This is a genomic window from Virgibacillus dokdonensis (assembly GCF_900166595.1).
In the GTDB taxonomy this organism is placed as follows: domain Bacteria; phylum Bacillota; class Bacilli; order Bacillales; family Amphibacillaceae; genus Virgibacillus; species Virgibacillus dokdonensis.
On the sequence record NZ_LT745763.1, the window covers coordinates 339,015 to 358,852 of the forward strand.

20 protein-coding genes and 1 pseudogene are annotated in these 19,838 nt (G+C 37.2%); 15 read left to right on the forward strand and 6 right to left on the reverse strand.

Annotation, left to right across the window (positions count from 1 at the left end):
- Window positions 1-5: 5 nt before the first annotated feature.
- The gene (locus B2C77_RS03320; protein ID WP_077702402.1) at window positions 6-569 is read left to right on the forward strand and encodes a sigma-70 family RNA polymerase sigma factor; all 564 of its coding nucleotides are present in this window, start codon (window positions 6-8) and stop codon (window positions 567-569) included.
- 328 nt (window positions 570-897) lie between these two features.
- Here B2C77_RS03320 and B2C77_RS03325 read toward each other — a convergent pair whose 3' ends face one another.
- Both B2C77_RS03325 and B2C77_RS22300 read right to left on the reverse strand, forming a co-directional pair.
- Complete coding sequence (locus B2C77_RS03325) at window positions 898-1,242, reverse strand: helix-turn-helix domain-containing protein (RefSeq protein WP_077702403.1); 345 nt, start codon at window positions 1,240-1,242, stop codon at window positions 898-900.
- Window positions 1,243-1,455: 213 nt separating this feature from the next.
- Entirely contained in the window at window positions 1,456-1,584 is a 129-nt protein-coding gene (locus B2C77_RS22300; protein ID WP_257790355.1) for a hypothetical protein, read from the reverse strand.
- A 313-nt stretch (window positions 1,585-1,897) separates the two neighbouring features.
- On the opposite strand from B2C77_RS22300, the gene B2C77_RS03330 reads away from it, so the two are divergent.
- From B2C77_RS03330 to B2C77_RS03340, 3 genes are all read left to right on the forward strand, one after another.
- Window positions 1,898-2,233: an immunity protein CdiI family protein gene (locus B2C77_RS03330; RefSeq protein ID WP_077702404.1), complete on the forward strand. Its 336-nt coding sequence runs from the start codon at window positions 1,898-1,900 to the stop codon at window positions 2,231-2,233.
- A gap of 24 nt (window positions 2,234-2,257) precedes the next feature.
- Window positions 2,258-2,866: a hypothetical protein gene (locus tag B2C77_RS03335; RefSeq protein ID WP_077702405.1), complete on the forward strand. Its 609-nt coding sequence runs from the start codon at window positions 2,258-2,260 to the stop codon at window positions 2,864-2,866.
- Window positions 2,867-2,980: 114 nt separating this feature from the next.
- Complete coding sequence (locus B2C77_RS03340) at window positions 2,981-3,493, forward strand: hypothetical protein (RefSeq protein ID WP_077702406.1); 513 nt, start codon at window positions 2,981-2,983, stop codon at window positions 3,491-3,493.
- Window positions 3,494-3,554: 61 nt separating this feature from the next.
- Here B2C77_RS03340 and ucpA read toward each other — a convergent pair whose 3' ends face one another.
- Window positions 3,555-4,337: an SDR family oxidoreductase UcpA gene (ucpA, locus tag B2C77_RS03345; RefSeq protein WP_237342855.1), complete on the reverse strand. Its 783-nt coding sequence runs from the start codon at window positions 4,335-4,337 to the stop codon at window positions 3,555-3,557.
- Window positions 4,338-4,892: 555 nt separating this feature from the next.
- Between ucpA and cyoE the strand changes: the two genes are divergently transcribed.
- The 4 genes from cyoE (at window position 4,893) to B2C77_RS03365 (ending at window position 11,274) form a co-directional block, all read left to right on the forward strand.
- The gene (gene cyoE, locus B2C77_RS03350; protein ID WP_077702408.1) at window positions 4,893-5,813 is read left to right on the forward strand and encodes a heme o synthase; all 921 of its coding nucleotides are present in this window, start codon (window positions 4,893-4,895) and stop codon (window positions 5,811-5,813) included.
- A 425-nt stretch (window positions 5,814-6,238) separates the two neighbouring features.
- A complete protein-coding gene (locus B2C77_RS03355) occupies window positions 6,239-7,576 on the forward strand; it encodes a hemolysin family protein (RefSeq protein ID WP_077702409.1) in 1,338 nt (445 codons plus the stop codon).
- A gap of 52 nt (window positions 7,577-7,628) precedes the next feature.
- Window positions 7,629-10,265 (forward strand): cation-translocating P-type ATPase, encoded by a 2,637-nt coding sequence (locus B2C77_RS03360; RefSeq protein WP_077702410.1) that lies wholly within the window; start codon window positions 7,629-7,631, stop codon window positions 10,263-10,265.
- A 226-nt stretch (window positions 10,266-10,491) separates the two neighbouring features.
- Window positions 10,492-11,274, forward strand: a complete 783-nt coding sequence (locus B2C77_RS03365) for an MBL fold metallo-hydrolase (protein ID WP_077702411.1) — start codon at window positions 10,492-10,494, stop codon at window positions 11,272-11,274.
- An 808-nt stretch (window positions 11,275-12,082) separates the two neighbouring features.
- Here B2C77_RS03365 and B2C77_RS22465 read toward each other — a convergent pair.
- Window positions 12,083-12,181 (reverse strand): putative holin-like toxin, encoded by a 99-nt coding sequence (locus B2C77_RS22465; protein ID WP_367946636.1) that lies wholly within the window; start codon window positions 12,179-12,181, stop codon window positions 12,083-12,085.
- A gap of 168 nt (window positions 12,182-12,349) precedes the next feature.
- Between B2C77_RS22465 and B2C77_RS03370 the strand changes: the two genes are divergently transcribed.
- The 7 genes from B2C77_RS03370 (at window position 12,350) to B2C77_RS03400 (ending at window position 18,740) form a co-directional block, all read left to right on the forward strand.
- Complete coding sequence (locus B2C77_RS03370) at window positions 12,350-13,129, forward strand: class I SAM-dependent methyltransferase (RefSeq protein ID WP_077702412.1); 780 nt, start codon at window positions 12,350-12,352, stop codon at window positions 13,127-13,129.
- A 560-nt stretch (window positions 13,130-13,689) separates the two neighbouring features.
- A complete protein-coding gene (locus B2C77_RS03375) occupies window positions 13,690-15,567 on the forward strand; it encodes an anaerobic ribonucleoside triphosphate reductase (protein ID WP_077702413.1) in 1,878 nt (625 codons plus the stop codon).
- Complete coding sequence (gene nrdG / locus B2C77_RS03380; protein ID WP_077702414.1) at window positions 15,567-16,049, forward strand: anaerobic ribonucleoside-triphosphate reductase activating protein; 483 nt, start codon at window positions 15,567-15,569, stop codon at window positions 16,047-16,049. The genes B2C77_RS03375 and nrdG overlap by 1 nt, the downstream gene beginning before the upstream one ends.
- Window positions 16,050-16,508: 459 nt before the next feature.
- Window positions 16,509-16,694 (forward strand): hypothetical protein, encoded by a 186-nt coding sequence (locus B2C77_RS03385; protein ID WP_073007055.1) that lies wholly within the window; start codon window positions 16,509-16,511, stop codon window positions 16,692-16,694.
- A gap of 10 nt (window positions 16,695-16,704) precedes the next feature.
- Window positions 16,705-16,959 (forward strand): spore coat protein, encoded by a 255-nt coding sequence (locus tag B2C77_RS03390; protein WP_077702415.1) that lies wholly within the window; start codon window positions 16,705-16,707, stop codon window positions 16,957-16,959.
- A gap of 245 nt (window positions 16,960-17,204) precedes the next feature.
- On the forward strand, window positions 17,205-18,062 hold the full coding sequence (locus B2C77_RS03395) for a DUF72 domain-containing protein (protein ID WP_077702416.1): 858 nt from the start codon (window positions 17,205-17,207) through the stop codon (window positions 18,060-18,062).
- Between the two features lie 105 nt (window positions 18,063-18,167).
- Window positions 18,168-18,740 (forward strand): P-loop NTPase family protein, encoded by a 573-nt coding sequence (locus tag B2C77_RS03400; RefSeq protein WP_077702417.1) that lies wholly within the window; start codon window positions 18,168-18,170, stop codon window positions 18,738-18,740.
- Here the strand turns inward: B2C77_RS03400 and B2C77_RS03405 are convergent.
- On the reverse strand, window positions 18,669-19,400 hold the full coding sequence (locus B2C77_RS03405) for a TspO/MBR family protein (protein ID WP_077702418.1): 732 nt from the start codon (window positions 19,398-19,400) through the stop codon (window positions 18,669-18,671). The two genes, B2C77_RS03400 and B2C77_RS03405, sit on opposite strands and share 72 nt — an antisense overlap.
- Before the next feature lie 284 nt (window positions 19,401-19,684).
- A pseudogene (locus tag B2C77_RS21945) lies at window positions 19,685-19,810 on the reverse strand (carbohydrate ABC transporter permease); the annotation flags it as partial.
- Window positions 19,811-19,838: the final 28 nt, after the last annotated feature.

Genomic DNA, 19,838 nt, shown 5'->3' on the forward strand with positions numbered 1-19,838 from the left:
ATTTCATGGAGAAGCAGAAAAAAGCTGTGTCAATGACATTTGAAGAAATTGTAGAACAAAACGAGCGTAGGATATATTACCATTTGCATAAATTAAACATCCGTGATCCGCATCGTGAATTTTACCAAGAGGGATTGGTGGCGATGTGGAATGCGTATGAAAAATATCAGCCAGATAAAGGTCCTCTTGCTACGTATTTCAATTATACGATTCGTAATCGGTTAATTGACGTCGTAAGAAAGGAAGCAAAGGAAAAGGAAAAAGTGGATGCGTATAAGCAATTTCAAGGGGTAAAGGAAAAGACCGGTAATTATTACAAATCTGGTGGAAATGCCTATCCGATAAAATATGCAGAGAGCCCTAATTTGGAAGCCGAGGAACTTCTACAAGTTGCAAAGGCGATTTTAAGTAAGAATCAATGGACATGGTTGAAACTTTTCATTATAGAAGATATGACGACAAAGGCCATCGCTGAAAGAGAGGGCGTATCTGTAGATGCAGTAAAAAGCTGGGGGAAAGAAGCGAGGAAGAAGTTACAAAAGCTGTATTCTTGCGGAGAGGGTATATGAAGCCTCAGATGACTTGTTAGAAAAGTTTCGTTATGCTAGAATCCCACCCTTATATCATAAGGTGGAGGGCTTGTGTCTTTAGACGTGGGAGTCAGTCTCAATCTTTACCGTATTCACTACAGGATGAGAGACACATGAATGAATAGTAGGCGTATTTCACTAAATAAATTTTGTATGTGAAAAGAATATAAAAAAAGCGCCGTTGCATATGCGCTCATATTTGTTACACTATAGAAATTTTAAGCTTTATCGTATAAGAAAACTACTCTCCTACCATAAGAATTGGCGATAAGCTCTGTTTTTTTAAGTAGCTAAACGTCCTTATTATCTAACTTTTAAATAGCTTTTTCAACGATTGTATGGTATCAGTAAAAAAGATTATGGTAATAAGACCAGTAAACAAGAATGTATTTGTTAAAGGATCATCGAAAATTAAAACGCCTACTAGTATTAGAATCATTCCTATATAAAAACCAGGGTCAGAGAATTGGTCAAATAATTCATCATCGTCAATGCTAATCGTTTTTTGCATTTGTTCATCTCCACGAATCAACTCATCAATCGTTATGTTAAACAGATCACTAATACGTATTAAATTTTGGATGTCAGGGTAGCTTTTATTCGTTTCCCATTTATAGACGGCTTGGCGAGAAACATGTAACTCTTTAGCCAATTTTTCTAATTGTCTAGGAAATTATAAAATTTTGCAGCTGTGGATAAACTAACTAAGTTATTTAGCCACGTCCGGCTCCAGCGCCCAGCAACTAGGCGACTTCACGAAATCGCCTTACGATAAGTCATCATCGGTTCGTTCTAAATAGGAAGGCCGACTAAAGACGGGCTTGCCGCCCAACGCCGGCATACTCCTGTTGCAGGAGCATGATTCCTAAAACTTTAGTTGATTCGTTCCACTCGCTACGTTGCTAACCGGGCGCTTGCGCCTTTGTTCTGACCAATCTCGTTCCATCCTACATTTTTTTAATTTCTCTCCAAAAGCATTTGCTTGTTCTTCCATGTCCATTCACCTCTCTTACTTTTAGTGTAAGGGATGAAGTGATAATAAGGAAGGAACTTATGGTTGAAAACTGTTAACTTATAGTTTACAGATGGAAAGAGCACTACTTTAAGCTACAGAGGTAAGAGAAAAGTGATTTTTATATCATGGTCGTTTTCACTTGCGTTCATGTTCGTATGCATGTTTGATATGAAGTTCTATAATGAAATAGCATGTTAGGCTGCCTATCATCACATTTTTTACTAATAATTCATTTCCTTCGTAGTGACTAATCCGTTATAATTTAGGAGAACAAGTTTTGCAGGAGGTTAACATGTTGGAATGTTGTTGTAAATCTGGAGAGACAAGAGAGTTATTATTAGAGGCGGATATGGCAGACCCTATTTGGTGTAAGAGTTGTCGCTGTAATTTAGATATGGGGGATTTACCTCTTTCTAAGGAGTTAAAAAACGAATTAGAAACATGGGCTTCCAATTATGGAACGTGGATAAATTGGGAAAAAGATACATTACTACCGCATGCTGAAAAACAAGTAATGATGTATAATAAAACAGGATATCGCTTATTGCGTAAACTACAATCTGAGCTACCTTCTCATTATTCCATTCAATTTATCCCTTCGACGGTAGAAGAATATGAAACCCTATAAAAGTTTGCAAAGGGGATTGTTTTCATGGAAACATTATTAATGATTTTCGTATTATTAGCGCTTGTCTATTATATTTTTCGGATTATCCAAGTGACTGTGAAATTAAAACAAGAGCATGTTTTTCCATTAACGAAAGAAGAAAGAAGAACGATTCGGAAGCATCCGCGAAAAATAACTGCTCCACCAACTGTTGAAGGACAGAAATTAGGTTTATTAGCTAATCTGGCGTTCATGTTTTTTATCGCTTCCATGTTTAGCATTGTTTATATTACAGATGTATTCTCCTGGCATCAATATTTATTTATGTTATTTTTTTTAATGTATGCTTATTTCATGTTGCCATTAAATTTGGTTGCGGTGAAACAGGATGGCATATTAATTGGTACACGTTTTCTTTCATGGAAGCATATTCATTCTATAAAAGCCGTAGCAATAGATAAAAATCACAAGTTTTATGGCCATTCTTCAGATGCTAATATAGGTTTCGTGGTGAAAATAAAATATACATTTGGTTTTACTTCCTTTGTCGTTACATCGGAAAAAACGTTGAAACAATTATTAAAACTTTGCCAAGAGCACGTTACAGTAGAAGATGAGATGCACACATCTGTAAGTGAATCTAAAATAAAGTGACCCGCTGCTTATACCTTTACTTTTCAGCACGATATGTAAGGGTATATCTACTATGTATTGTGCTATACTACTGGATTTATCTATGATGCATCATTCAAGGCTTGGAGGAATTGTATGAACATAGCTATCTCCATAGTTGGAGCTATATTTATACTGTCTTTTCTGCTTTTTTCTGTTTGGATATTTATTGCTGAGAGAAAAGATGTAAGTTCCGAAAAAAAGAATGTTTTTATCATTTCTTTCGTTTCATTTTGTTTAGCGCTCATTGTAACGCTCGTCTTTGGAGCTGGTATATTTATATTACTTGGCTCGATTAAAATGACAAATACATTTTTTGATTTGGATTTAACTATAAAGCAAGTTGGGTTTATATTTATCGGGTATCTTCTCTTTCTATTTACGATTGACAATGTAATAAAATTAGTAGTTAAAGCGATCGTTGGGAAAAATTTAGCTAATCCCTTACTTCTTCTACTTATTCGTATTTTCACTTTGCATATAATTGGTCTTTTTATTGGCATTCATCAAACGAGTAGCTTCCTGATTGCTACTGTAGTCGCTCTGTTTATTTTCTTGATAGAAATTTATGTTATTTTATGCGAACAGGATAAGAACGAAGCTATCTAATACTCTATGCAAATAGCCATGTAGGAAAGTGTTTTTCCTTACATGGCCTATAAGTGAAAAGTTAGCTCCCGACGGAAACAGTTTCTGGTAATGTGCTACCGCCATCAATAACAATTTGTGTACCTGTGATGTAGCTGGATTCATCAGAAGCTAAGAACGCTGCAAGTTCACCGACTTCTTCAATTTTACCAAGACGTCCTAAAGGAACCCCGCTTGCTATTCCGTCAATGACTTCTTGCGGATTATCTGGATTCGTTTCTTTTGCCATTTGTTCTGCCATAGGAGTTAACACATAGCCTGGTAAGATAGCATTCACAGTAATATTATCAGGAGCTACTTCTCTAGCTAATGATTTTGTGAAACCAAGAATGGCTGCCTTCGTTGTTGCGTATGCGGTTTCGCCAGGATCAGCTACCATCGTTCCTGTTACAGAGGAAAGATTGACAATTCTACCTTGCTTAGCTTTTTTCATATGCGGCAAAACAGCTTTTGTTACATTCCAAACGCCGTTAATATTAATGTTGAAATGAAAATCTCTTGTTTCATCGTCCATATCTTCAAAATTTGCTAATCGAACAACGCCTGCATTGTTAATGAGAGCATCTATACGCTCATATTTTTCTATAACTTTATCAATTCCGGCTTTTACATCTTCGTTATTTGTAACATCCACTTCTAAAGCCATCGTTTCAAAGCCACGTTCTGTTAATTCTTTCGCAGTATCATGCACTTGCTTGGAGACATCTAACAAAATAGTAGTAGCGCCATGTTTGGCTAGAACTTCAGCAATACCCTTTCCATTCCCCATTGCTGCACCTGTAACAATTGCTATTTTACCTTCCATTTTCTTCAAAATAATTACCTCCTCATTAGGATGATGCGTTAATACCTTTAGTATAGCAAATATTAGGATGGGCATATGGGCTTAATTCTTAAATATTTGTTAACGTTTCCTTATTATTCATATGGAATGAGAAGATGTTATGATGAACAATTAGAATCAATGAAGGGGTTCACATATCTTTCACATGCTTAATAGTAATTGTTATCGTATAATAGTATTGGGGCATTAGATTTAATTTATGCGTTTGAACTTTGGAGGAGACCTTAATTTGGGTGCGTGAACGTGCATTTCAATCTGTAAGGATGCATGAAAACCCTATACAAAGACTTGTAAGCCTACAATGATCAATATATAGGGAAATGCGTCGTTTTTTCCTATGAAACGTCATGTTCTATGTTTAAGAGAGCCAACATGGTTTGAAATTAGTAAACAGGTAACATATATTATTTGTACTATAGGAGAATTTTTTTTAGGCTTTATAATGAAGCAAAACGACAGCCATTGTCATAATGGCTTGGCGATAGCCAAGTTTTTCTAAAGGGGAAGAGAGTTATCATGATTTTGGAAAATAAGCAGGAAAGACCAAGGCGAAATTGGGCAAACATTTTGTCAAAAACGATTAAAACGGGGATTATTCGCTCAAATCTGATCCCGATGTTTGCTGGTTTTACTTTGGCTTTATATACGTATCAAATTAGTTTTATGGAAAAGTTGCCGGATGTTATTTTTGCTTTGCTTGGTGCAGCCTTAGTTATTGGAGCTGCGGGTGCTTTTAACAATTTATATGATCGAGATATTGATGCAATTATGGAAAGAACCAAGCGAAGACCTACTGTAACAGGGGAAATAAAACCAGCTATTGTACTGTTGCTGAGCGTAATTATGGCGATCAGCGGGATTGCATTATTAGCGTTAACAACGTGGTTAGCTGCACTATTAGCTTTCTTGGGGCTGTTTTTTTATGTCGTTCCATATACGATGTGGAGCAAACGAAAAACGGTATATAATACAGAAATAGGCAGTATTTCCGGTGGGATGCCTCCACTCATTGGATGGGCAGCTGTCTATCCAGATATTACCCATCCCGCCATCATCGGTTTATTTATTGTAATGATTATTTGGCAAATGCCGCATTTTTATGCAATAGCCATTCGAAATCATAAACAATATAAAGCTGCAAAAATTCCTATGCTTCCTGTTGTAAAGGGTGTGCAACGCACCTACATTCAAACGAACGTTTATTTAATTATTATGATTGTAATTAGTTTCTTATTTGGTACATTAAGTATCGGGCTAATGTTAGTAGCACTTTTGTTAAGTGTAGGTTGGTTGACACTTAGTGTGTATCGCTATAACAAAGTGGATTCAGAGAAGTGGGCAACTTCCATGTTTCTGTACTCCTTAATCCATATGACAGTGCTTTTTTCTACCATTATTATTTATTCATTAATGGGAATTGTGTTTGAGCTCTATTAAATGTTTGAGATTCGATGAAGGAAAAAGGGCGGTTCATATCTATTATAAATGATGTGGTTTCTAGTATAAAAGCAATGATGCATAAAGACATGATTAAAAATCGACTGATTTTAAAAGGTTAGTTGTTTATACCTCTGTTGTACAGTTACGTGTTAGTAAGCAGATGACAAGTCACTGTATCACTATTTCCAAGCGAGTATGATCTTCAGCTTGGATTTTTTGTACGATCGGAAACAATTGAATGATAAAGTCCACGATGTCATATGAAATTTTATCGAAGGATTGGAAATAAAAGCTTAATTACAGGTAATAATGGGAATATGTACTATACTATGGCAAAATATAAATAAAGACATTGCACGACACTTTTAGTATAGATAGCTGCTTTCCCCAAAGAAGGCAGATGAAAAAGGAAAGGTGTAGAAATGGATAATTTGGCTGTATCGATCATTATTCTTCTGGTTTTAATTATTGCAAATGGTATCTTTGCAATGACAGAAATTGGAATTGTTACATCAAGGAAAATAAGATTAGAACAAAAAGTAAAGGAGGGAAATAGCAAAGCTAAAACAGCCCTTTATTTGGCCGAAAACTCTAGTGAGCTTCTATCTACCATTCAGATAGGGATTACATTGATTGGAATTATATCTGGTGCCTTTGGTGGTGCTGCCATTGCGGATGATGTGAGTGTTTATTTGAGCGAAATTCCTTTTTTAGCACCTTGGAGCAGGGAGATTAGTATGGTACTTGTCGTTACATTGACAACTTTTTTAACGCTCGTTATCGGTGAACTAACACCAAAGCAAATTGGCTTAACAAATCCGGAGAAAGTAGCACTTGCTGTGGCAAAACCGATGTATTTCTTTTCAAAAGTTGCCAAACCGTTAATCTGGATACTAGATCAGTCCACAAAACTCGCCCTCAAGACACTCGGAATTAAAACAACCAATGAACCAGACGTAACAGAAGAAGAAATTCAACAAATGATTGAGCAAGGTGTTCATAGTGGTAGTATTGAGGAAATTGAGCACGAGATGGTCGATCAAATTTTTTATATGGGCGATCAGCGTCTGAGTGATATATTAACACCGCGAACGCAATTAACTTGGATAGATATAGAAAGTAGTTTTGAAGAAAATATGGAAATCATTAGTCAAAGTGAGTTTTCACGCTTTCCTGTTGGAAAAGGGAGCTTAGACCACTTTTTAGGTATTATACATACGAAAAAAGTGTTTTCAAAATTACAATCAGCAGAAGCATTCTCGATTGATGACTGTATTGAAAAAGCGTTGATTCTACCGGAACATGTAAAAGTCTTTAAGGCTTTGGAAACGTTAAAAGAATCAGGATATCATCAGGCTGTTGTTGTAGATGAGTATGGAGGTGTCGAAGGTTTTGTAACGTTAAATGATATTATGCAAGTTATTGTTGGTGAAATACAGACAGAAGGAGGTAGGGAAAGGGCTACAATCATGCAGCGTGATAATGATTCATGGCTTGCAGACGGTCAAGTTCCATTTGATACATTTTTGCGTTATTTCGATTTAGAAGATGAAATGGATGATGATGTTATGAAAGATACATCCTTCCAAACACTAGGTGGTTTTATCACGAGCGAAATAGGTAATACTCCAATAGAAGGGAATAGTGTTTTTATAGCTAATTTGAAATTAGAAGTAGTCGATATGGATAGCGTACTTGTCGATAAACTCTTAATTACTCGACTAGAAGAAACAGAAGTAAAAGAAGAAGATAACGTATAATACATTTTTGACAATATAACTGCAAAACTGAACAAGCAAGGAGAATTTGGAGATGGAATATTACCAAAGGCAAACAGAAGATGTTCTAAAAGCAGTAGCGTCCACGGAACAAGGTTTATCTCAACAAGAAGCGAATGCACGCCTGAAACGGGACGGATATAATGAAATAGAAGATAAAGAGAAAGTTCCTACGTGGAAATTATTTTTAGAAACCTTTAAAGATCCAATGGTTATTGTATTATTAGCAGCAGCTGGTGTGCAAATGTTACTGGGAGAATGGGTGGAGTCACTCATTATTTTCCTTGTATTATTAATTAATTCTGTCATTAGTGTTGTGCAAACACGTAAGGCGGAAAGTTCCTTAGAAGCGCTCCGAGATATGTCTGCGCCTGAAGCAAAAGTCATACGAGATGGTACGAAGCAGACGATTGCTGCTAAAGAACTCGTCCAGGGAGATATTGTTTATTTAGAAGCGGGGGATTACGTTCCTGCTGATGGCCGGGTGTTGGAAAGTGGCTCTTTGAAAGTAAATGAAGGAATGCTCACAGGTGAGTCAGAGGCTGTTGATAAATCGACCGAAGCAATTGAAGAAGAAGCTGCACTTGGTGATCGTAGTAACATGGTGTTTAGCAGTTCTTTAGTTGTATATGGTCGGGGTTCTTTTGTCGTAACTGGTACGGGGACGAAAACCGAGGTTGGTAAAATTGCCGATATGCTTTCTACGGCAGAGCAAAAAGAAACGCCACTACAACAGAAATTAAATGGCTTTAGCAAGAAGTTAGGTATTGGTATATTAATTCTTTGTATTGTTATTTTTGCTGTCCAAGCTGCGCGTATTTGGTTTGGTGATAGTGATGTAGATACAACAACTGCATTATTAAATGCTTTAATGTTTTCCGTAGCGATTGCTGTGGCTGCGATTCCAGAAGCACTCCAATCGATTGTTACCATTGTCTTGTCAGTTGGAACAAATAAAATGGCAAAACAGCATGCGATCATTCGTAAACTTCCTGCTGTTGAAACATTAGGCTCCACCAGTATTATTTGCACGGACAAAACAGGGACATTGACGCAAAATAAAATGACGGTTACCGATCATTATTTACCTTTTAATAAGCATGAACGTTTGCCTGAAGATCCAAATGATTGGTACGAAGCAGAACGTTTACTAGTTTATATTGCTGCGCTATGTAATGATTCGTATATTAATCAGGACAAGCAGGAGGTTGGTGATCCAACTGAAATAGCTTTAATTAACTTTGCAAATCAACATGCACACAATTACGAAGAGCTGCGAGAAAGGTTTCCACGAACAGCAGAGTTACCATTTGATTCAGATCGAAAATTGATGTCAACTGTAAACACAATGGATGGGGCAAATCTGCTCTTGGCAAAGGGCGGCCCTGATGTCATGTTTCAGCGGGCTGGCTATGTGTTCGTAAATGGCGAAGAACAGCCAATAACAGATGATTTACGCGAACGATTTGAAGGGGCAAATGAAGAGTTTTCTAATCAGGCGTTACGTGTGCTAGCCTATGGGTATAAACGTTTACCTGATACAAAAACCGAAGTCACTCATGATGATGAGTATGATTTTGTGCTTGTCGGTTTAACGGCAATGATGGACCCACCTCGAGAAGCTGTATATAGTTCCATTGAAGAATCCAAAGCTGCAGGTATTCGAACAATAATGATTACTGGTGACCATAAAACTACAGCACAAGCAATTGGACGAGATATCGGTTTAATGGGTGACGATGATATAGCCATTACGGGCAAAGAGCTCGACAACATGTCGGATGACGAGCTAGAAGGAAAAATTGAACACATTTCTGTATATGCTCGCGTGTCGCCAGAGAATAAGATTAGAATTGTACGTGCATGGCAGCGGAAAGGTGCTGTTACTGCAATGACAGGTGACGGTGTCAATGATGCGCCAGCTTTAAAACAAGCCGATATTGGCGTAGCTATGGGAAGTGGTACGGATGTTTCAAAAGATGCTGCGGCAATGATTTTAACGGATGATAATTTCGTATCTATTGTTAATGCTGTACAGGTGGGAAGAACGGTGTTTGATAACATTAAAAAGGCAATTGGTTATTTATTTGCTGGTAATTTAGGAGCGATTATTGCCATTTTGTATGCCGTCATTTTTAACTTACCAAACCCATTTACAGCTTTACAATTGTTATTTATCAATTTAGTAAACGACTCCTTGCCAGCAATCGCTTTAGGTGTGGAAAAATCAGAACCAAATGTAATGAAACGTAAGCCACGACCGACAGATGAAGGTATATTTGCTGGAGGAACATTGCAAACTGTAATAACGAGAGGAATATTGATTGCTGTCGCAGTTGTTATTTCCTTCTATATAGGATTAGATCATTCGAATGAAATGGGCGTTGCTATGGCGTTTACTACATTAATCATTTCTCGTACGTTGCAAACTTTTCCAGCTCGTTCCAATACGGAGACGTCAATAAAAATGGGCTTTTTCTCCAATAAATATGTAATTGGCGCTGTATTGTTAGGTTTTGTTTTGTATGGAATAACAGTGCTTCCTTTTGCAAGAGATGTATTTAACATCCCTGATGCATTTGGCTTTAGTGATTGGGCCATCGCTACAGGGTTAGCAGCCGCTGCAGTAATTTGTATGGAAATAGCGAAAAAAATGTTTAGAAGAGCTTAAGATTTCGGTGAAAACAGCTATGCTTGCTAGTCTGATCACTGTAAAGAGAGATAAAAACAGCTGGGGTATGAAAAAATATGTCAGCTGTTTTTTTATGATGCTCATAGTATAATGGATCCATAGTTTTCATAAACAAGCTAAGTAAAAGCTTGCGTGCAATAATAAGAATTTAGCGTTTGGGTTTATAAACTATATTATTGGATAGACAAGAAAAAGGGGGATACCATTGATACAGGATGATTGGTTTACCGTACAAAAAATAGCTGACAATACATTTGCCATTAGTGAATACGGCCATTGGGAAAAAGTTCACTCTTTTTTAGTCATAGGTGAGCATAAGGCTGCTTTAATCGACACGGGTTTAGGAATTGATAATATAAAAAGAATAACTGATCAATTGACAAGGAAACCAATTGAAGTAGTTACAACGCATGTTCATACAGATCATATTGGGAGCCACGGAGAATATGATACAATTCATGTTCATGAAGCAGATCAAGACTGGCTCATACATGGAATTGAGGGGTTGACATTAGCACAAATAAGAAAAGATATAGCAAGGGATATAACCCTTCCAACCCCGGCAACGTTTCACCCAGATACCTATAAACCATTTCAAGGCTATCCTACCAATGTCCTGAAGGATGGAGACATGATAGAATTGGGGAATAGACAATTAATTATCTATCATACTCCTGGCCATTCGCCTGGTCATATCGCCTTGTATGATATAAAACAAGGATTTTTATTTACGGGAGATTTACTTTACGATCAAACACCTATCTATGCTTTTTATCCGTCCACTAACCCAGTTGATTTAGTTCTGTCTTTAGAAAAAATATCGAATATAAATGGAGTAAAGAAAGTATTTGGCTCACATAATACACTCGGGCTAGACGCATCAATTTTACAAGAAGTGAAGCAAGCAGTTACGTATTTGCGAGAGAACAGCCTTGTAAAGTTTGGAACTGGTATACATGAGTTTAACGGTTTCCGCATACAATTTTAATAAGATCGCTCATCAACAGAGGAAATCGCTCGCACTCGTCGGAAGATCGCTCATCAACGTGAAAAAATCGCTCGCACTCGTCGCAAAATAGCTCATCAACGCGAAGAAATCGCTCGCTCACATCGGAAGATAGCTCATAAACGCGAAGAAATCGCTCGCACTCGTCGGAAGATCGCTCATCAACGCAAGAAATCGCTCGCACTCGTCGGAAGATCGCTCATCAACGCAAGAAATCGCTCGCACACATCGAAAGATAGCTCATCAACGCGAAGAAATCGCTCGCACACATCGAAAGATAGCTCATCAACGCGAAGAAATCGCTCGCACTTGTCGGAAGATCGCTCATCAACGCAAGAAATCGCTCGCACTTGTCGGAAGATCGCTCATCAACGCAAGAAATCGCTCGCACTCGTCGGAAGATAGCTCATCAACGCGAAGAAATCGCTCGCACACATCGAAAGATAGCTCATCAACGCAAGAAATCGCTCGCACTCGTCGCAAAATCGCTCATCAACGCAAGAAATCGCTCGCTCACATCGGAAGATAGCTCATCAATGCAACTAATCCACCCGCTCTCAAAAGCCTCGCCGCAAAAAAACAATTGCCTACTGCATAACAAGAGTTGCGCATAGTTTTGGAACGAATATGCGGTTTTCATTTGATGTATTATCAGGTATACTGTATATAGATAGTCAAACGAATAAAACCGCTTGGTGCTGGAACACCAAACGGTTTGTGCATAGCCCTTAAAGGGGGCGACTCACATTTTGAGAAAAGTAACCATGAAATGCTCGTCAGGCTAGGGTGGTTACTTTTTTTGTGACAGAATTGCTACTATGAGCGTTCCGAACGAGATCATTAAGACCAATCCTTCGAAAACTGTCATATAGGCCTCACCCCCTTTCATAAAGGGATGAGCCACCACCCATGAAAGCCTTATGCACTTAGTCGCATTATATCATACAATGGTTTTATAACTAAAGGGTCAGAAGGCTTAGTTAGTTGAGTGTTGGCACCGTTGATCGATCGTTTCAAGTGCTCTATAGATAAATGTTTAGAATGGGGAGAGGAAAAGGTGGATATTGGGGAGCAAAATCGTCTTGCGTGGGACAAGAAAGTGGAAGACAGGGCAGTTTATACGCAGGAAGCATCTAGCGATGTAATTAAAAAAAGTAAAGCGGGAAATTGGGAAATAACCGTCACGACGAATAGACCTGTTCCGAGAAGCTGGTTTCCTGTATCTCTTACAGGGAAGAAAATCTTGTGCTTAGCTTCTGGTGGGGGACAGCAAGGGCCTATTTTAGCTACAACTGGAGCTGACGTAACAGTATTTGATATATCTAAACGACAACTGGAAAAAGATTTGCTCGTCGCTGAACGTGAAGGATTAAATCTAAAAACTGTACAAGGTGACATGGCGGATTTATCTTGTTTTCAGGATGAAACGTTTGATATCATTGTTCATCCTGTTGCAAATTTGTTTGTGAAAGATATTTCCCATGTTTGGCATGAAGCGGCTCGGGTGTTAAAAACGAACGGTACACTTATTTCTGGTTTTACGAATCCTGTGTTATTTATTTTTGATGATGAAGAAGATAGAAAAGGAAATTTAGTTGTAAAGCATACAATTCCTTTTCATTCTTTACAAGACCTTTGTGAAGAAGAAGTAGAGACGTATTTAAAAGCAAATCACACGATTGAATTTGGTCATACTTTAGAAGATCAAATTCAAGGGCAGGTGGATGCAGGCTTTGTGATTGCAGGTTTTTTTGAAGACGATTTTGGGGGCAATAGACCGTTGGATCAACATTTAAAATGCTTTATCGCAACAAAAGCAATAAAGGCATCTATTTAGGAAGGTTTGCGCTGGACAAGCACTATAGCATTAAAAGCCTTTTTATACTATAAAAAAGTATAAGGTTTTTTGGTTTATCGTAATAAACAAAACTAGAGCTATAGACTTGCCAACAAGCCAAGTTTTTCTAATGAAAAAGTAAACAATATCCTTTTAGAAAATGTCAAGTTGATTTTAAGGCAAAACCCGAACGTTGCTTTTTTTACATCAAAAAGTCATAAAATATCCATTTGAAATTTAATATGAAGTGATCTATTATATAACTATATATAGTGTTTGCTTTATTTTCCCGACACTATATATAGTTATTTATGTATGTAAATGCCTTATGCTTTTAATTCAATATCCAAAACTCTAAACATTATCTTATTACATAAATAGAAAAAAAGCATATTTCGTTCGCAAGGTGACCTTTTTATTTTCTAAGAAGGTTTACCAATCGCAAAATAATTTCACGGGAAAATAACACCTACACCCTTATTTAGAGGGTTCAGGTTGTGCCGTTATAGGTAGTAGGAAAGAGTAATTCCTACAATGGAAAGAATGGAGGAAGAAGAAAAATGATCGAAACAAAAACCACTCCCAAAAACATAGGTGAAGACTTAGTGCTGGCTTTTCAAGACATTGTGTCAAGCTCTAACCAAGATTTAATTCAAGAAAATGCCAATGTTGATGGCAGATCACCATGTGGACAGATGAATAAATTTGCCAATGAGAGTGCTAAATTCTATGCAAAGCAACAAATGTTAAGCGAAGAAGCTAACCAAGCTGTAGCAGAAAACTATATTCATATTCATGATTTAGACTATATGCCGACAGGAACGGCTACTTGTTGTCAAATTCCTTTAGGAAAATTATTGGAAAAAGGATTCAACACGGGACATGGTCATATGCGCTCGCCGCAAACGATTCTAAGTGCGATGGCGCTAGCGGCGATTATTTTTCAAAGTAATCAAAATCAACAACACGGAGGACAAAGTTTTCCGGCATTTGATTATGATTTAGCACCGTTTGTTAAACGTTCCTATGAAAAACGTTTACGTAAATTAAAACAATACCCGCTTGCACTTTCTAAGCAACAATTGGAGGAATTAGCGTGGTCGGAGACAGATCATGAATGCTACCAAGCATGCGAGGCGTTTATTCATAATTTAAACAGCCTTCATTCTCGAAGTGGTGGTCAAGTTCCGTTTACGTCCATTAATTATGGTACAGATACAAGCAGAGAAGGTAGAATGATTGTAAAAAATTTATTGTTAGCTACGCAAGCAGGTTTAGGTAAGGGAGAAACGCCAATCTTTCCTATTCAAATTTTTAAAATGAAAAAAGGCGTTAATTTCTATAAGGAAGATCCAAACCATGATTTGTATCAACTAGCGCTTAAAACGACAGCAAAACGACTGTTCCCTAATTTTAGCTTTATTGATGCACCTTTTAATTTACACTATTATGAACCTGATAACCCATACTCAGAAGTAGCTTATATGGGATGTCGCACACGAATAATGGCTAATCGTCACGGAAAAGAAAATAGTCTTGGCAGAGGCAACTTGTCATTTACAAGTATCAACTTAGTGAAATTAGCACTTACTACACAATCTTTTGAAGCTTTTATACAAAAATTAGATGAATACGCAGATATTGTTATACGTCAATTGTATGATCGTTATTTATTTCAGGCGCGTAAACTTGTGAAAGATTTCACCTTTTTGCATGGGCAAGGAGTATGGGAAGGAAGTTCACAATTAGGCCCTGAGGATAGATTAGAAAAAGTGTTAAAACAAGGAAGCTTAAGCGTTGGTTTTATCGGCTTAGCAGAATGCTTAGTAGCCTTAACAGGCAAGCACCACGGTGAATCTGATGAAGCACAGAGTACTGGGGAAGAGATTGTTGCGTTTTTACGTAGCAAATGTGATCAGGCTTGTGAACAATATGATTTAAATTATTCCTTAATAGCAACCCCTGCTGAAGGTTTAAGCGGTCGGTTTACCAAGCAAGATCAAAAGGAATTTGGCAGAATTCCAGGCGTTACTGACAGAGATTATTATACAAATTCGTTTCATATCCCAGTATACTATCCAATTTGTGCTATGGAAAAAATAAAACGAGAAGCAATATATCATCCATATACGAATGCTGGCCATATTACGTACATTGAAGTAGACGGGGATGTAAGTAAAAATTTAAAGGCGATGGATACACTTGTAAAAACAATGGCAGAAAGCGGTATTGGTTATGGAAGTGTGAATCATCCAGTAGATCGTTGTAAAAACTGTGGTTATACAGGGATGATAGATAATGAATGCCCTAAATGCCAAATAACAGATGAAAAACAAATCGATCGAATTCGCCGGATCACAGGTTATCTTGTAGGAACGATGGATAAATGGAATACGGCAAAAGCCTCCGAAGAACATGATCGGGTGCGGCATGTGTAATGGATACAGCAAGCGTGTTATCCATTTATCATGATTCGGTTGTGGATGGGGAAGGACTACGTGCTGTTATCTTTTTTGCGGGTTGCCCTCATTTCTGCAAGGGATGCCATAACCCGAAGTCATGGAATTTGCGAAATGGCAAAGAAATGCATGTAAATCAAATTGTGGAAGAAGCGCTGAACCCATTAAATGATATTACATTAAGTGGTGGCGATCCGTTTTACCAAGCAGAGGCTGTAGCTAAAGTAGCTAAACAACTTAAAGAGCATGGTAAAAACATATGGGCTTATACGGGATGGACATTAGAACAGTTATTAGAGAATAAAGATCCGCACCAATTAGAGTTACTGCAATATGTGGACGTACTTGTAGATGGTCCATTTATTCTAGCAGAACGTGATTTAACGTTAACGTTTCGTGGAAGTCGAAATCAACGGATCATTGATATGAAAACAATGCAGGATTATACGATGGATGACTAATATATAGTGCGCTTTTTACACTATAGAAACATATAATGCTTCAAGATGTATTCTAAGAAAACTACGCTTGCGCCATAAAGATTTGACGGTAAGCCGAGTTGCTCTAAATTGTATGAAAAAACCAGGCTAGTGCGAATCAGCACTAGCCTGATTTCGTGATTTAATTTATCCAGATTAAAAGTTAAGTTTTTAGTCCCAGTGCTTTGAATATATTTATATAAAATGTTGAGGTTTGTAGGTGTTGGTAAGGATCTCATTTCTATAATTGGAAGATGCTAGCTGGAAAACGTCTAAGTTGGAGATAACAGCACCTGCACCTAACAATCAGTGGGGGTAAGAGAGAATGATTGAAGATGAACTTCAAATTAAAAGCAAATCGACAGCATTCATTCATACTATGTATATCCTTTCTAAAAATGCATAAAATATGCTTGAACTTTTCTGAAAGGAGTTTGTGCCATGAATCAGTTAACGCAAACCGAATTAGAGAACTTGCGTAAGATTATTGGAGGTCATGGGATGATTGCTAATAAATTGGAAACTTACGCACAATCCGCAACAGATCAAGAGCTGAAATCTATTTTGCTTCAAGATGCACAGGCTGCTAGACAAGCGCAGCAACAGTTATTACCATTTTTACAATAGGAGGGTTCTCATGTTACAAGATAAAGACATTGTGAATGATTATCTAAATGGATTAAATGCCAGTTTAAAGAGCTATGCCGATTATATAGCTCAAGCCAATAATGCACAGCTAAGACAAACGCTCATTAATTTGCGTAATGGGGATGAAGCTCGCCAACGATCGCTTTATAGTTATGCCTCGCAAAAGGGATTTTATAAGCCAGCCATGCCCGCATCGCAACAAGAAGTACAACAAGTGAAAACGGAATTATCTTCCGGTCAATAAAAGCACTCACTTCAATAACATGTATACGTTTGGATGTAAGTACTTTTCTTATTTCATGGAGCCCCGCCCATTGTAAGCCATGGCGGTAGCATTCTTGCATGCTTTACTGATTCTCTCAAGCTATGCAGATGCAATTAAAAATGATTCAAAGTCTTAAGTACAATATTCTTCAATAGAAGTTAGTCATATTTTCTTTATGTAAAAACCTTCCTATGCTATGATATTTTTAAATAGGAGGGTTTTTCTTGATCTATATTGGATTGACAGGGTGGGGAGATCATTACTCCTTATATGCTGAGCAAATTAAAGCAAAAGATAAATTAGCAGAATATAGTAGCCATTTTCTTGTTGTTGAAGTGGATGCATCATTTTACGCAATTCAGCCAGTGAAGAATGCAGAAAAATGGGTAAGAGAAACACCTGCTAATTTCCAATTTGTCGTAAAAGCGTACCAAGGGATGACGGGACATAAACGGAAAGAAGAGGATTCGCCTTTTGAGACGAAAAAAGAGATGTTTAACTCATTTATAGCATCGTTACAGCCGTATCAAGAGGCGAATAAGTTAGCAATGGTTTTATTTCAATTTCCACCTTGGTTTGATTGTACGAAACAAAATGTGACCTACTTGCGCTACTGCAAGCGAATGATGGGAGATATCCCCGTTGCTTTAGAATTTAGAAATCAAACTTGGTTCAGTGATCGTTTTCGCCAAAGCACATTGTCATTCATGAAACAAGAAGGTTGGATTCATTCGATTGTAGATGAACCACAGGCAGGAGAAGGTTCTATCCCGACGGTTCCAGTAGTAACCAATGAAGCGCAGACGCTTATCCGTTTTCATGGTAGAAATGCTGTTGGTTGGAATAAACCGACGAGTATTGATACAAATTGGCGTGATGTGCGTTATTTATATAAGTATAATCAAGAAGAGCTTATAGAATGGAAAAAAGTGATACGGAGATTAGAAAAAGAAACGAAGGACATTGTTGTGTTATTTAACAACAACTCAGGTGGTGATGCTGCCGAAAACGCCAAGCAATTTCAAGAACTTTTAGGCATTGAATATGAAGGACTCGCTCCGAAGCAATTGGGATTGTTTTGAGCCTAAATAAGCGCCTTCACTAAAAGATACTATTTTTGCACTATAAGAAAGTAAAAGTTTTTTAGTTTATAGTATTTGATTTGTCAAATTAAGCGAGGGTTTTATATGAAAAAGGAGTTCCTAAATAGAATACATATTATTGGTTCTGTAGGAAGTGGCAAAACAACGTTAGCGAAGGCGCTTTCCGCAAGTTTACATATCCCCTATTATGAATTGGATAATGTAGTTCGAAAAAGGTCAGATTCTGGTGATATAAAACGGACTGTATCTGAAAGGGATACGTACTTAAAACGAGTTATTCATTTAGATAGGTGGATTATTGAAGGGGTTCACCATACATGGGTCTCTCCGTGTTTTCAGCATGCGGATTTGATTCTATTTTTAGATACGAATTATTCGGTAAGGAGATTTCGAATAATAAAGCGATTTATTTTGCAAAAACTTGGTAGAGAAAAAGCGAACTATAAACCATCGATAAACATTTTAAAAGCTTTGTTGAAATACAATAAGGTTTTTGAAGAAAAAAGCAAGGATGAAATATTTGCTATGTTAGCTCCTTATAAAAGGAAGTTAATCATCCTCCATGATACAAAGAATATACAACGTTCATTTAACGAATTTTTTCATCTTCCTAATAGCAATGAACACGAAGCAAACAACAAGCACAAGGCAACATAGGACTAAAGTAAACTGTAATAGTTGTTGTTGATCTTTTACGTAAATGGCGATAAATGTCCATATATAAACAAGTGGTAAGACAAGGTCTTGATTACGAAGGGTAATTCGAGCCGCTATTCCTGTCACAACCAAAATGACAATGACCGTCCAAACGGACTCACTTAACCCTAAAAATGAAGTTATTCCTTCACTTTTTGCATAAGTGAATAGGTTAACTACACTAGCTAAGGATACCCATCCAAAATAAATCGAAAATGGAATGCGGTCAAGTAAGCCACTGAAAGAAATTGTCCATACGACACGGTACATCCAAATAAGCGTACCTAATAATAAGAGGATAACAATCGTTGATAGTAGTATGTTGTCACGAGTGAATGTTAAAATCCACAAACTATTTAAAACAAAATTAATGGGAAGAACAAATTGAAACTCTTTGTATAAGGCAGCTTTGTCCCATTGAATAAAGAATCCTCGAATGATCCAAATAAACAAAAATAAGTAGATAACACCCCAAATAGCAAAGGCATATCCAGCTGGCTGAATAAGCGTTTCATACTGATTGGCTATTTGTCCTACATTGCTCCCAGCGAAATAATTAATCCCAATCATCATAGCAAAGAAAATAAGATACATCATTATAATAAATTTCGAAGCTTTCATGGTATAACTTCCTCCTTAAGGTCATCATATACCAATGTATTTCCTTTTATGCTATCGCTGTAAACAAAATCAAAAAAATCAAAAAAAGTGCGTTGTCTTGTCCCGAATCATGTTAAGTATAATTAAAGCTCCTGACATTTTTTATAAAGGATTAGAAAAACTTGGCTTACCGTCAAATCTTTATGGCAGAAAAACGCTGTCGTTTTTCTTATACGAAAAACCATAGAAATTTTATGCTTTTCTATAGTATAAAAAACAGTGGGGAAAAACCCCACTGTTTCAACTTATTTCACCGCACCACGTGTTACATTACCAATGATCCATTTTTGAGCAATGAGATAAACAATGATCATTGGCAATAAGGCAAGTAAATAAGAAGCAAATGCTAAGTTATAGTTTGTGCTAAATTCGCTACAGCCGACGAGTAAGAGGACTGCA